This window comes from Phaeobacter cretensis, assembly GCF_047372505.1.
GTDB classification, from domain to species: domain Bacteria; phylum Pseudomonadota; class Alphaproteobacteria; order Rhodobacterales; family Rhodobacteraceae; genus Phaeobacter; species Phaeobacter cretensis.
This window is the reverse complement of record NZ_JBKBEU010000001.1, coordinates 1901037-1915131: the sequence shown is the minus strand read 5'-3', so window position 1 is coordinate 1915131 and position 14095 is coordinate 1901037. Positions and strand designations below refer to the sequence as shown.

Annotated in this window: 9 protein-coding genes and 1 pseudogene; 8 read left to right on the top strand and 2 right to left on the bottom strand. The window is 59.1% G+C overall.

Annotation, left to right across the window (positions count from 1 at the left end; genetic code table 11):
- Positions 1-47 precede the first annotated feature (47 nt).
- Genes ACEWZM_RS09205 through ACEWZM_RS09195 form a run of 3 tightly spaced genes read left to right on the top strand, consistent with a single transcriptional unit; the run spans position 48 to position 5873 of the window.
- Entirely contained in the window at positions 48-2261 is a 2214-nt protein-coding gene (locus ACEWZM_RS09205; protein ID WP_414006140.1) for a peptidase domain-containing ABC transporter, read from the top strand.
- A 1-nt stretch (position 2262) separates the two neighbouring features.
- Positions 2263-3693 (top strand): HlyD family type I secretion periplasmic adaptor subunit, encoded by a 1431-nt coding sequence (locus tag ACEWZM_RS09200; RefSeq protein WP_414006139.1) that lies wholly within the window; start codon positions 2263-2265, stop codon positions 3691-3693.
- Complete coding sequence (locus ACEWZM_RS09195; RefSeq protein ID WP_414006138.1) at positions 3693-5873, top strand: type I secretion system permease/ATPase; 2181 nt, start codon at positions 3693-3695, stop codon at positions 5871-5873. Before ACEWZM_RS09200 ends, ACEWZM_RS09195 begins: the two co-directional genes overlap by 1 nt.
- A gap of 127 nt (positions 5874-6000) precedes the next feature.
- Here ACEWZM_RS09195 and ACEWZM_RS09190 read toward each other — a convergent pair.
- Together ACEWZM_RS09190 and ACEWZM_RS09185 are read right to left on the bottom strand one after the other, a co-directional pair.
- Positions 6001-6447: pseudogene (locus ACEWZM_RS09190) on the bottom strand (DDE-type integrase/transposase/recombinase); the annotation flags it as partial.
- A gap of 36 nt (positions 6448-6483) precedes the next feature.
- Entirely contained in the window at positions 6484-7302 is an 819-nt protein-coding gene (locus ACEWZM_RS09185; protein ID WP_414006137.1) for a helix-turn-helix domain-containing protein, read from the bottom strand.
- Between the two features lie 123 nt (positions 7303-7425).
- Between ACEWZM_RS09185 and ACEWZM_RS09180 the strand changes: the two genes are divergently transcribed.
- The 5 genes from ACEWZM_RS09180 to ACEWZM_RS09160 all read left to right on the top strand — a co-directional run bounded on the left by ACEWZM_RS09180 (position 7426) and on the right by ACEWZM_RS09160 (position 13997).
- Positions 7426-8961, top strand: coding sequence for an ABC transporter substrate-binding protein (locus tag ACEWZM_RS09180; RefSeq protein ID WP_414006136.1), 1536 nt, complete (start codon positions 7426-7428; stop codon positions 8959-8961).
- A 65-nt stretch (positions 8962-9026) separates the two neighbouring features.
- The gene (locus tag ACEWZM_RS09175; protein WP_414006135.1) at positions 9027-9974 is read left to right on the top strand and encodes an ABC transporter permease; all 948 of its coding nucleotides are present in this window, start codon (positions 9027-9029) and stop codon (positions 9972-9974) included.
- Positions 9971-10846, top strand: a complete 876-nt coding sequence (locus tag ACEWZM_RS09170; RefSeq protein WP_414006134.1) for an ABC transporter permease — start codon at positions 9971-9973, stop codon at positions 10844-10846. The genes ACEWZM_RS09175 and ACEWZM_RS09170 overlap by 4 nt, the downstream gene beginning before the upstream one ends.
- Before the next feature lie 3 nt (positions 10847-10849).
- On the top strand, positions 10850-12559 hold the full coding sequence (locus ACEWZM_RS09165) for a dipeptide ABC transporter ATP-binding protein (RefSeq protein ID WP_414006133.1): 1710 nt from the start codon (positions 10850-10852) through the stop codon (positions 12557-12559).
- Positions 12546-13997 carry an amidase gene (locus tag ACEWZM_RS09160; protein WP_414006132.1) on the top strand — a complete coding sequence of 484 codons (1452 nt, stop codon included), beginning with the start codon at positions 12546-12548 and terminating at the stop codon, positions 13995-13997. The genes ACEWZM_RS09165 and ACEWZM_RS09160 overlap by 14 nt, the downstream gene beginning before the upstream one ends.
- Positions 13998-14095: the final 98 nt, after the last annotated feature.

The following is a 14095-nucleotide window of genomic DNA, read 5'->3' as shown; positions in this document are numbered from 1 at the left end:
AATGGCGACGTAGTGACGCTTCACCAAGGTTAGGCGGGGCGGTATAGATGGTTACTGCTGATATGGCCGCATCCACCAAACCGAAGGTTGATAGCCTAATCCAGTGTTTTGCAATCTGGACGGCAATCCAGCAGGTGCCGAACGCAGAGCCCACGGTGCTGGCAGCGCTGGATCAACTACCCGATCAGGCTCCTGTCGACAAATTGCGTTTGATCGCCCGGCGGCTGGACTTGCGCATCAAGATTACCAAACTCTCCCGCGCGCGGCTGGCAAACCAATCTTTCCCATTGATCCTGCAGGACAGGGACGGCGCATGGTTCCTTCTGGCCAATATGTCAGAGGATACGGCTCTGATCCAACGTCCTGACAGCGCTAAACCTGAGGCTCTGGAGCCAGCCGCCTTTGATGCCATATGGTCAGGGCAGGCCGCTTTGCTGCGCAGCCGTGAGCGGTTTCCCAAGCTGGTGCAGAAATTCGATATTCGCTGGTTCCTGCCCGAGCTGACCCGCTTCAAAGGACTGGCCTTTGAAATTCTCGCGGCTTCAGCGGCAATAGAATGTTTGGCGCTGATCTCGCCACTGTTCTTTCAGGTCATCATGGACAAGGTGCTGGTCCATAACTCTGTGGCAACGCTGGATGTTCTGGTGATCACATTAGTTGCCGTTGCGGTGTTCGAAGTCGCGCTAAAGACTCTTCGCCAGTACCTTGCAACGCGGACTGCCACACGTATTGATGCGCGTCTCGGTGGCAATCTCTATCGCCATCTGGTTGACCTGCCGCTTACCTACTTTAAATCCCGGCCTGTAGGGGTCACGGTGGCGCGGGTGAATGAACTGGGCGCCATTCGGGAGTTCATTACGGGTGCTGCCAACACCTTGGTCATTGACCTCAGCTTCACCTTTATCTTCTTCACGGTGATGTACATCTACTCACCGCTGTTGACCTTTATCGTCTTGGGGTCGGTGCCGTGTTACATGGCGGTGTCCTATTTTATCACCGGTCCGCTACAAGCTCGTGTGGAAGAGCTTTATCGAGACGGGGCCATTAACACGTCGTTTCTGACCGAAATGCTGACGGGTGTTGAAACTGTAAAGGCTCTGGCGCTTGAGTCGCAGATGGTCCGCCGATGGGAATATCAGACCCGCGATTTCGTGCATTCGAACTACAAGGTTCAGCGCCTGATGCAGCTGTCTAACACGCTGGTTCAGGGGATCCAGAAGCTGACCATGGTCTTGGTCCTGTGGATCGGCGCGCGTAAAGTTATTGGATTGGAACTCTCAATCGGGCAGTTGATCGCCTTCAATATGATGGCCAATCACGTCAGTCAGCCGGTCCTGCGGTTGACTGAACTGTGGCGGCAGTTTGTGCAAACCCGCGTTTCGGTCGAACGCTTGGGTGATGTACTGCACACCATTCCCGAAATTTCCAAATCCCATAAACAGGTTTCACGGATCGAAAAGGGTGGCATCTCAGTTCAGGATGTCACCTTTCGGTATGCACCGGATGGCGAGCCTGTGCTGAAGGATTTCAGTCTGGAAATTCCCGGTGGTAATATGGTCGCCTTTGTAGGGCGTTCAGGATCGGGCAAAAGCACATTGGCGCGCATTGTGCAAAAACTCTACATCCCGGAAAGCGGGCGCATTTGTATTGATGGAACCGATATCGCCACACTCAATTCCGTGTCGTTGCGCCAGAACACGAGCATCGTTCTGCAAGAAAACTTTCTGTTCAATAAATCGGTCCGAGACAATATCGCGCTGACGCGACCATCGGCGCCCCTCGCCGATGTGGTCGACGCTGCGAAGAAGGCCGGCGCGCATGAATTCGTGCTGGAGTTGACAGATGGCTACGACACTATTCTGGCAGAAGGCGGTAGTTCCATTTCCGGCGGGCAGCGCCAGCGCCTGGCTATCGCGCGCTCCCTTCTCAGTGATCCGTCGATCTTGATTCTGGACGAGGCGACTTCTGCATTGGATGACCATTCGCAAGCTGTCATTCAGGATAATATGGCCGAAATTCGTAAGGGGCGTACGGTGATTGTCATTGCCCACCGCCTGTCGACCGTCCGCGATTGCGATTGCATCCATGTTTTGGAAAAGGGCCAGGTTATCGAAAGCGGCACTCATGATGAGTTAATCAGCATTCCCGGCGGTGCCTATCGTAATCTCTGGAACCTGCAGAAAAACGAACTCAGCGCGCCAGACCGTATGGAACCGGAAAGTGCTGTAAATGCTGCGGCTGTAACCGGTATGGGAGAGTAGCATGTCATTGCTCACAAAGCGGCGTCAGCCCAGACAAATAGACCGCGAGGGGGACCGTGCAGGGGCTGCGAATGCGGAGGCACAGCGCCCGGACGATGTGGCTCGATCAACCAGTCGGCCCACGGCGCTGGAGCTGGAGTTTCTTCCCGAATATCTTGAAATCCTAGAGCGTCCGCCTTCTAGCGTGGCGCGCGGCTTTAGTCTCGGGGTGGTTCTCTTATGTATCGCAGTGGTGGTATGGTCTGTATTGGGGCGGATCGACATCATTGCCACCGCATCGGGTCGGTTAATTGTGGATGATCGCTCCAAAGTGGTGCAGGCACCGGAACGCGGAGAGGTCAGTCTGATTTCGGTTCGGGATGGTCAGACGGTGACTGCCGGCGACGTACTGATCGAATTGAATCCAACCTCTGCGGCCGCCGAAGGCGATCGTCTGCGACGTCAGTTGCAGGCCACTCTGCTGGAGGTCGCGCGGCTTGAAGCGCTGCTGCAATCCGACCCGTTGGCGAGTTTTGCCGTTCCAGACGGTGTGGCTGCGGAACTCGCACAGACCGCACAAAAGCGGTTGCAGGCCGAATTCGACAGCACCAGTGCACAACGTTTGGCCTTGGGGCAGCGCATTGCCCAGATCCGGTTACGTCAAACAGCGTCGGAGGCGATAGCGACAGAGACAAGCGCCCTGATTGAAAATACAAAAGAGCGGCTCGACAGCCGCCGCACCCTGATGGAGCAAGGGTTGTTTCCGCGTTATCAATTTTTGGAACTGTCGCGTGAATTGATCCAGCAGCGCCGGGAGCTGGCCGAGGCGCAGGTCTCCATGACCCAGTTGGTGTCAGAGGAAAACGATCTAAACCAGCAGGTTGAACAGCTGGATTTCGAGACCCGCAAAACGCTTCTGGATCGCTTGGCGCAAGAACAGATCCAACGCTCCAACCTGCGCAACCAATTGATCCAGGCGGACGAGAGCGCGCGCAAGATGACCGTGACGGCACCGGTTGACGGCGTTGTTCAACAGGTGGGCGTGACCACCATCGGTGCCGTGGTACAGCCTGGGCAGGAACTTCTGGTGGTGGTGCCGCAAAGCGCCAATCTGGAGGCTGAGGTGATGGTACTGAACAAGGACATCGGCTTTGTCCGCACGGGCCACCCTGTGGAGGTCAAGGTCGACAGTTTTCCCTACACCAAATACGGCACGATCATCGGTAACGTAACCAATGTTTCCGGTGATGCGATCGAGGATGAGCGTTTGGGGCTGGTCTACCCGGCACGGGTCAAGCTGGAGCGGCTGGAGGTTGATTCCGGCAGTGAAACCATTGCCCTGTCACCGGGCATGTCAGTGTCTGCCGAAATTAAAACCGGCGACCGGCGTATCATCGACTACATTCTCAGTCCGTTGCGCGAATATCAGTCCGAAACTCTGAGGGAACGATAATGAGTTCTGGTGCAGAAAGTTTGAGCGACACCGCGTTCCTGCAGGGGGCAGCCGTGTCTCAGGATCCGCACACGGACACTGGGTTACTGGCACTACTGGTCGCGGCCAAACAGCTGGATATTTCAGCAGACGTCGGTCAAGTCTGGCATTTGCATGGCAAGATCGACGCGGCCTATGAGGGCGTTGATATTATCCGCTGCGCCAAACGGTTGGGGATCAAGGCGCGCTCGGCACCGCTGGTTGCCAAGCGCATTCTGACAACGCCAGTGCCTTACCTGATCCGCAAAACCGATACCGGTGCTTGGTACGTCGTAACGGGAGTGCGCGGCGATCTGGTGCAGATAACCAGCCCGCCAAATGGCGGTACCAGCCGCAATACGGTCGAAGATGTGGCGCGGGATTTTGACGCCGATGCAATCCTGTTTGCGCGCGAGCCTTCATGGAAAAAGACGCGCAGCACCTTTGGGTTCTCGTGGTTCATCCCTTCAATCCTGAAACACAAGGCGCGGTTTCGCAGGATTCTCCTGGCCTCTCTGATCATTCAGGGTTTTGCTTTGGTATCGCCGAAACTGTTTCAGGTCGTGATCGACAAGGTGTTGGTCAGTCGGGGTTTGCAAAGCCTGGACGTGCTGGCCATCGCCCTGATCGGAATCGCACTGTTTGAACCCTTCATGACCTTCATGCGGTCTTTGGTGTTCTCGCATATGGCCAGCTGTGCCAACTCTGAGCTTTCGGCACGGCTATTCCGCCATCTGGTTTATCTGCCACTCGACTATTTTCGCAGCCGTCAGACCGGTGACATCCTGGCGCGAGTGAAAGAGTTAGACCATATCCGCAATTTCCTCACCGGCTCCGCCCTGATGATGGTGGTTGACCTTTGCTTTATCAGCGTGTTCCTAGCGGTGATGTTTGCCTATTCCAGCAAACTTGCCTTTGTTGTCCTGGCTACGCTGGCGGTGTTCGGACTCACTTGGCTGGCCATAGGTCCCTTTCTGCGCAAACGTGTCGAGACTGAATATGAGCGTAACGCTGACAATTCCGCGTTCCTGACCGAAACGGTCACCGGGATCGAGACTATCAAGTCCCTAGGTATGGGGCAGCAGTTCACCCGCGCCTGGGAGGATAAACTGGGCGCTTCGCTCAAGGCCGGGTTCAGCGCTAGCATGCTGGGCCACTGGGCGGGTGGTGGCATTGGTCTGGTGCAGAAGATCTCTGCCGCTCTGTTGCTGTGGTTCGGTGTCAACCTGGTGATGGCGGGTGAGCTTAGCGTTGGTGAACTGGTGGCCTTCAATATGCTGTCCGGCCATGTGACGATGCCGATCCTGCGGCTGGCGCAGATCTGGCAGGATTTTCAGCATACCGGTATTTCTATCCGCCGCATCGGAGACATTCTGAAAGAAGAACCCGAAACTGTGGCCAGCGCCGGGCGCTCGTCATTGGGAGACATCAGCGGGCAGATCGACCTCAGGAAAGTGACATTTCGCTATTCCCCCGACGGGGCAGAGGTTTTGCGGCGGGTTGACCTGTCAATTGGCGCCGGTGAGGTGATTGGCCTAACAGGCATGTCGGGCTCTGGCAAAAGCACGATCACCAAGCTGGTTCAGCGGCTTTATGTGCCGCAAAGTGGTCAGGTGCTCGTCGATAATGTTGATTTGGCAATGGCTGACCCTGCCAACCTGCGCCGCAATATGGGCGTTGTCTTGCAGGAGAATTTTTTGTTCAACGGGACAATCTGGGAAAACATTGCCCTTGGCAATCCGACAGCGAAGCCGGAGCAGATCCTCAATGCCGCGCGCCTGTCCGGGGCCAGCGATTTTATTGAGACATTGCGCCACGGCTACGATACCCAGGTTGGAGAACGTGGCGGCAACCTGTCTGGCGGTCAGCGCCAACGCCTCGCTATCGCGCGAGCGCTGGTTGCCGACCCCAAAATCCTGATTTTTGATGAGGCCACGTCGGCGCTCGACTATGAGACGGAAGCCAGCATTCTGCAGCGTCTGCCTGATATTATTCGCGGGCGTACCACCATCATGATCGCGCACCGGCTTAACTGCATGCCACTCTGTGATCGCGTTGTGGTTATGGATAAAGGTGAGATTGTCGAACAGGGCAAGCACAGCGAACTACGAGCCGCGGCCGGGATTTACGCTCACCTCTGGACCCTGCAGAACGGCCGTTGAAAGATGTTTCGCATGGCCGTCAGATAAGATTACTCAATCGGGTCATACTTGACGCGATAGTCGAATGTCGATGTGAGGTGTTGGCACGTTAACTAGCGGTCAACCAACGAATGCTGATGTTCGGATTTCAAGCAACGTGAGTGACGGCATTCCAGACGTCAAATGCCTCGAGACGGTGATATCGGATGGTTGAAGCGGATCGGCGGTGAGCGGGGGGTGCTGAAGCAATTCCGGACGGCTGATTGGTGGCCACAAACCGCTGTAATCCGCCCTGTGACCGATATCCCTGCATCGCTCTTTTCTGCTTGCGGAACGGCAAGTGGCTATTCTTGGCACGGTTGTTGCGGCCCTTATGCGACCAATGATCCAAGCTAGGGGCAAACTCTCGTTTGGCGGCGCGCTTGTCCGTGATGATCCGCTTTGGAATGAACCCAAGACGATTCATCAAGCGGCGCAACAGCCGTTTTGCGGCTCATTTGTCCCGTTTCGGCTGGAGGCTTTCGTTCAGCACGACGCCATGTCGATCGACTGCGCGCCATAGCCAATACTCGCGACCGGAGATCCTCGCGACTATCTACTCCCGCAGTTGGGAGAGCGCGTTTCACAGCGGCTAAAAAGTGGCAGTTAACGTGGCTGTATGAGACCCCACCGTTGAAAAAATAGAATTGCGTACGAACTCGGGAACTTCGGGGTGGTCACTTTTGTAAGCCCCGCATCGCTGCAAAATTGCCCGCAAATCCGGTGATTTCCCTAAGTACTCCCAGACAACGCGGGTGCCATAGAGCATATGCCCGCCTTCTGGTTCGATACCCTGGAGAAGTCCCGGAAGAAACGAGGGTTCTTCATAATCCGAGGCAATCAGAGCAGTGGTCCACATACCATTCCCTTGCCCCTGCTCGCGGCTGGTTATGAAGACCCGGTTGTGCGCTTCGAATACGAGGCCAGAGTGTTTGAGTGTCGAGGGGATGGCGAATTCGTCATCTTCATAGCGCTCTACCTCCTTGGAAAACCAGTCCTGGCCACTGCCAAAAATCCGACCGACGCTTTTCAAAAGGGTGTTATTGGCGGGGTCGGGGCTCATGTAGATATGGTAATACCCCGCGTGGCGCTCCAGCAGGCCGGCATTGCGGCGGTCGCGGCGGATGACCTTCTCCACCTGCGCCGAGAGCGGATCATCCGATGTGGCCAGAACCGGAGGCCGCAGCCGGATCAGCTTGGCAAAGGCCCCCTGCTCCTGCAGGATCTCGGCCTCATCCACCCCGAAAAAGTCGCAGACCCGGCGCAGCGTAGCCAGCGAGGGGGAGGTCTGGCCGGTGAGATATTTGTTGAATTGCTGCCGGTTGATGCCGATTCGGCGGCACACATCCGAAACGGAACGCCCGTAGCTGCATAGCAGCCTAAGATTGGAGGAGAGGTCAGTATCAGGCATAATTTATGCTACTTTACGCTGATCTGCTGCGTCCAGCTTAATATTCACGGTATGACTATGCGTGCTTTGCGGCCTATGCGCCCTCTAGACTGGTGAAAACAATGTCAACAGATGGAGAGGAACATGACAAAAATTGCGAGTATGCCCATCCGGCGGGTTTCAATATGCGCAAGCGTTGCAGCCGCCATCTGGGCCGCTGTGGCAGGCGCAGGTGCCGCCGATACCCTGCGCATCGCGGTTGCCGCCGATCCCGGCTATCTGGATCCGGCCTATTGGGGTTCTAGCTCGGAGCAGCTGCTGATCGACAACCTGTATCCGCGGCTGGCGAAATATGCCTCGGGCGAAACCTGGAGGGTCGAACTGGATGCGGCAAAATCGGTGGATTTCTCTGATCCGCAGAACATCATCTTTGAGCTGAAGCCGGGTATCATGTGGTCGGGCGGCTATGGCGAGTTGACGGCAGAGGATGTGGAGTACTCCTTTGAACGGCACTTGGATCCGGGTTTGGAATCCGGCATCGCCACCGAGTTCACGCTGCTGAAGGACGTCGAGGTTACCGGGCCTTACACTGGCATCATTCACTTGAACGCGCCCTCGGCGTCCTTCTGGTCAGCCACGTTGGCCTCTACCTCCGGCGCCATCATTTCGAAGGCGGCCGCGGAAGCCTCGGACGGCTATTTTGAGGCTGTCCCAGTGGCGACGGCAGGCCCGTACAGATTCAAATCTCACGAACCGGGCCAGGCATTCATGTTGGAAAAAGATCCCGATTGGACAGGGGTCGCGGCGGCGTTCGAGGAAGTGGCCATCATTCCGATCCCGGACGACAACGCGGCAAAAATCGCCTTTGATGCGGATGAGATCGATTACACCTATGCGGCATCGGCGCTGGAGTATGACAGCTGGTCAAAGAGCACTGACAACACCGAACTGCGTGCCTCGCTGGACCCGCTGTGGCTGGGAATTTCCGAAACCTACGAAGGGCTTTCGGACATCCGCGTGCGCCAGGCCATTCAGAAAGCGGTGGATGTGCCTACCATTCTGGCCGCAATCTCAAACGGCCGTGCGGATCATGCCACCGGCATCGTGGCGCCAGGTCTTCTGGGCTACCGCGATATGACACCGATGCAGCGTGATGTGGACGCTGCCCGGATGCTGATCGCCGAGGCTGGCGCCGAGGGAACGGTGCTACGGCTGGATTTCGTCAACAACGCCAACCGCGCCACAATCGCCCAGATCATTCAGGCAAACCTGGCCGAGATTGGTCTGAATGTCGAACTGAACGGCCAGGATGAAGGCAGCTTCTGGAGTGTCGATGAAGCCCGCGCGGCAGACCTGCAGCTGCATGTGAAATCCTGGACCGGCAATCCCGACGGCATCTACACGATGCAGTATTTCACCTCCGATCAGGTCGGCGTCTGGAACTGGGAAGGATTGAGCAACCCCGATTATGACGCTCTGGTCGAAAAGGCGCGCCGCAGCACCGATGATGCAGAACGCGGCCGACTTTACATGCAGATGCAGGAGATGATGGAGAAATCGGGCGACTTCCTGTTCCTGACCAATGAGCCGCAGACCATCCTGTGGAACGACAAGATCGTGCCGGCCACCCTGCCGGACGGGCGCCCGATCTTTGCCGAATTCAAGAAGGCCGCAAGCTGACCTCCCTCCTGCCGGGCGGCGGACGATCGGCCCCGCCCGGATTTTTCTTCTGAGGAACCACCAAAATGCTTGGCTATATTCTCCGTCGCACATGCCTTGGGGCGATCGTGCTGATTCTGGCGGTCTCGACGCTGTATGTGCTGGTACAACTGGCCCCGGGCGATCCTGCCAGCGCCATGCTGGGGCCGCGCGCTACCCCGGCCATCAAGGCCGAATTTGCCGAGCGGCTGGGCTTGGACAAGCCGATGCCGGTGCAGATCGTGAAATATCTGGGTGCGGTGGCACAGGGCGATCTGGGCACCGATCTGCGCAGCCGCCGCCCGGTCAGCGAAGTGCTGATGGCGCATCTTCCCCATACCGTTCAACTGGTGGCGGCGGCGATGCTTCTGTCAGCGAGCCTGGGTATTCCGCTGGGCTGCCTGGCTGCGGTGCGTCGCAACGGGCTGTTCGATCGGCTGATCGGGGTGTTGTCGGTCAGTGTCATTGCGGTGCCCTCGGTGATCATCGCGATTTACGGCATGCTGCTGTTTTCCGCCCGGCTGGGCTGGCTGCCGGCCATCGGCGCGGGCGAGGGCAGCTTCGGCTCCACGCTGCACCACCTGATCATGCCCGCCATTGCCGTCGGCATCGGCTGGGTCGGTTATCTGGCGCGGCTGGTGCGTGCCTCGATGATCGAGGTGCTGTCGGCGAACTACATCCGCAATGCCCGCTCGTTCGGGCTGACCGAGCCGCGCATCATCTCGGCTTATGCGCTGCGGGTGGCGGTCGCGCCGACCATCACCGTGCTGGGGGTGGGTGTCGGTTACATGCTGGGCAGCGCTGTCTTTGCCGAGATCGTCTTTGCCCGGCCTGGCATCGGCAAGCTGATGTATGACGCGGTGATCCTGCGCAACTACCCGGTGACGCTGGGTGCGGTGCTGGCTTCTAGCGCCCTGCTGATCGCCGCTACCACGGCGGCGGACATCCTCAATGCCATCATCGATCCCCGTTTCAAGGAGGGCCAGGAGCAATGACCGCGGCTGATATTCAACCCGCTGCCAGGTCGGCACGGTCCGGCGGGTTCACCAATCTGACCCATGATCCGATGGGCATGTTCGGGCTGCTGCTTGCGCTGCTGTTGATCCTGTCGGCGTTGCTTGCCCCTTGGATCGCGCCTTACGGCCCCAATGCCATGGACATCCCGTCCAAACTGCAGGGGCCAAGTGCCGCCCATTGGCTGGGCACCGACCAGTTGGGTCGCGATGTGCTGTCGCGCGCGCTTTACGGTGGCCGGGTCGCGCTGAGCGTGGCGCTGGTCTCGACCGGGCTGTCGGTTATCCTGGGCGGTATCCTGGGCATGATGGCGGCGATGGGGCCGCGCTGGCTGGACTATGTGCTAACGCTGGGATTCGACACCGTGCGCGCCTATCCGGTGATCATCCTGGCGCTGGCCATCGGCCCGATCTTTGGCGGCGGCATGGTGGTGCTGGTCGGCCTGCTGGTGGCAACTTCGGTGCCCTACTACGGGCGGATCATGCGGGCCTCGGTGATGGCGCAGGCAAATGCGGAATATGTCGAGGCGCTGCGGGCAATGGGTGCTAGCCGTGTGCGGATTGTTGCGCGCCACATTCTGCCCAATGTGATCGGTCCGGTTCTGATCGTCGCTTCGATGGACATTCCCACCTTCATCGCCGCCGAGGCGGGCCTCAGCTTTCTCGGTGTGGGCGTCAAGCCGCCCGCCTCCAGCTGGGGTCTGATGCTGCAGGACGGTTTCGATTTTGTCGGTCACACGCCCTGGCTGGTGGTAGCAGGTGGCATTCCGCTGGTGCTAGCGACCCTTGGCTTCACCTTCCTGGGCGAGGCGCTGCGCGATGCCTTTGATCCGAAACTTGGCGGAAAGGGTTGAGCCATGACAGAGACACTTCTGGAAGTGCAGGACCTTGCCGTCTGCTTTGGCCCCATCCAGGCTGTGAAATGGGTCTCTTTCTCGCTGCAAGAAGGCCGCACCCTGGGCATCGTCGGCGAAAGCGGGTCCGGAAAATCGACGTTGCTCTGGGCGCTGACCCGGCTGCTGCCGGATGCCGCCACGCTGAACTCGGGCGAGGTCTGGTTTAACGGCGAGGACCTGCTGCGCCAGCCGCCGGACCGGATGCGGGCGCTCAGGGGTACCCGGATTTCCTACATCTCGCAGGACCCCATGACGTCGCTGGCACCAGGGCTGACCATCGGCCAGCAGATGATTGACCTTCTGTACCGTGAGCCCTGGTCCAAGCAGGAAAAATGGCAGCGCGCCATCGATGCGCTGGATTGGGTCAGCCTGCCGGACCCGGCGGCACGGATGAACATGTATCCGCATGAGTTGTCCGGCGGTCAGCGCCAGCGGGTATCGATTGCCATGGCGCTGATGCTGGGTCCTGATCTGGTGCTGGCGGACGAACCCACCACCGCGCTAGATCCGACGCTGGAAGTGGAGATCCTTGAACTGCTGCAGCGCTTGCAAGGCGAAACCGGCTGCGCCATTGTCTTTGTGACCCATCATCTGGGGGTCGTGGCCTCGCTGTGCGACGAGGTGTTGGTAATGAAGTCCGGTGAGATCCGAGAGGCGGGTCCTGTCCAGGAAGTCTTTGCAAACCCCCAGGACGAATACACCAAGGCGCTGCTACGCTGCGACCCGGCGCAGATTGAAACCCCCACCCGGCGATTGCCGACGATGAACGAAGCGCTCGAGCAGACGGTGAGGATCGTGCAGGGGCCAACCGGACGGATCGGTGCGGATGAACGCCCGGTACTCAGTGTGCGGGACATGTCGGTGACATTCACCCGCCGCGGTATCCTGCCGCCATCCTTGGGCGGCTGGCGCGAAGAAATCCCGGCGGTCCGAAATGTCAGCTTTGATATCCGCAGCGGCGAAACCCTGGCGCTGATCGGCGAAAGCGGCTCGGGAAAGACCACGGTTGCACGCAGCATCATGGGGCTGGTCCGCCCGGGCACGGGCAGCATCCGCCTCAACGGTAGCGAGCTGACCACGGCGGATGCCGCCGGCTGGAGCCGGGCGCGCGAGCAGGTTGCAATGATGTTCCAGGACCCGGCGGGTTCGCTGTCGCCCCGGGTGACCATTGCCGAACAGGTGATCGAGCCGCTGATCGTGCATGGCCGACGGGCGGAAGCAACACGCGCACGCGCCATTGACCTGCTGACACAGGCGGGGCTAGGCGAAGCCTATGCAGACCGCTTCCCGCATGAACTGTCCGGCGGGCAGGCTCGCCGTGCCGGCGTGGCGCGGGCGCTGGCGCTGTCGCCTGCGCTGGTGGTTGCGGATGAGCCGACAGCGGGGTTGGACGTTTCGGTCCAGGGCGAGGTGGTGAACCTGCTGAATGCGTTGCAGGAGCAGATGGGCCTGTCGATTCTCCTGATTACCCACAACATGAGCGTGGTCCGCCATGCCGCCGACCGCATGATCGTCATGCTTAAAGGCCAGCTGGTCGAGACCGGCCCCACCGCCCGGCTTTTTGCTAATGCCACACATGACTACACCCGCAGGCTGATCGCTGCTTCGCATCATGCCCTGCCCGAACAACAGACACCCAGCAACGAGAGAAAACTCCATGCCGTTGAATGAAACCCTTGCCATGTCCGATCTCGATCTGTGCTACCTGTCGGCCACGGAACAAATAGCGCTGTTCAAATCCGGTGAGCTTTCCCCGGTTGACGTCCTGAAAGCGCAATTTGCCCGCGCCGAGGCTGTCGAGCCGGTGATCAATGCCTTCACCGAAACCTTCTATGATGAAGCGATGGATGCGGCGCGGGCGGCTGAGGAGGTATATGTGAACCGACCGGGTGACGCCCGCCCGCTGGAGGGTCTCACTGTCGCCATCAAGGACGAAATGGATGTCAAAGGCCAGCGCAACACCCAGGGTTCGTTGATTTACAAGGACCACATTGCCGACGAAACCCACCCCGTGGCGCAACGGCTGCACGACGCAGGCGCGATATTCCATGCCCGCTCGGCCACCCCTGAATTCTGCAGCGCCTGGACCACCGAAACCCGCCTGCACGGCGTGACCCGCAACCCCTGGGATCCTGCATATACCCCCTCCGGATCCTCGGGCGGGGCTGGGGCCGCGCTGGCGGCAGGCACCACCACCCTTGCGACCGGGTCGGACATCGGCGGCTCCATCCGCGGCCCGGCAGCGGCCTGCGGCGTGGTCGGTTTCAAACCGCCTTATGGCCGTGTGCCGGATGCTGCGCCGTTCAATCTGGATACCTATTGTCATGTCGGCGCCATGGCCCGCACCGTTGCCGATTGCGCGCTGATGCAGAACGTCATCTCGGGCCACCACCCGCAGGACATTGCCACCATCCGGGAAAAGATGACCATCCCAATGGAATACGGCAGTCTCAAGGGCAAGCGCATCGGCTACAGTCTGGACATCAGCAACGAAGTAGTGACCAAGGACGTCGCCGATCAGACCTTTAAGGTGCTGGACGCCTTGTCGGACGCAGGCGCAATCATTGAAGAGGTGAAGTTGGGCTGGGGCCACGACGTGCGCGAAGGCTGCAAGAATTACCTGAACCACCTGATGGGCGCTGCGCTGGTGCGCGAGGTCGAGGCGCATCCGGACCAGGTCTGCGACTACACCAAGTATTTTGCCGATTGCGCCGCAAAGACTACGGCGGACGAATTCCTAACCTCTTACGATGTGGCGGCGGACATCTACAGCCGGTTCGGGCCGATGATGGAAAACGACTGCTACGCCTTCATCTGTCCGGCCTTTGCCAGCTATGAGATGTTTGCCGAGCAAAAGCCCTGGGACCGCATCACCATTGGCGACCGTGATTTCGACAGCGAATACGATCTGAACACGCTTGCCGTCTTCAACATGCTGTCGCGCCTGCCAACGCTGGCGGTGCCTGCCGGGCTCGGCGCTAAAGGGCGGCCGGTCGGCGTGCAGATCGTAGCGCGCGCCTTTGACGACCCGCGGGCCTTCCATGTGGCTTCGGTGCTGCAAGAGAAGATGCCTTGGCTGGATCAGGCCTCGCGGCGTCCGAACCTGTAACAGGGCGCCCCAGCCGCATTCTTTCAGTACCTGAAACAAAAGCCCCGGGAGAGGGCACCTCCTCCGGACTGGCCACTCTTGCACATTCAGAGGGAACA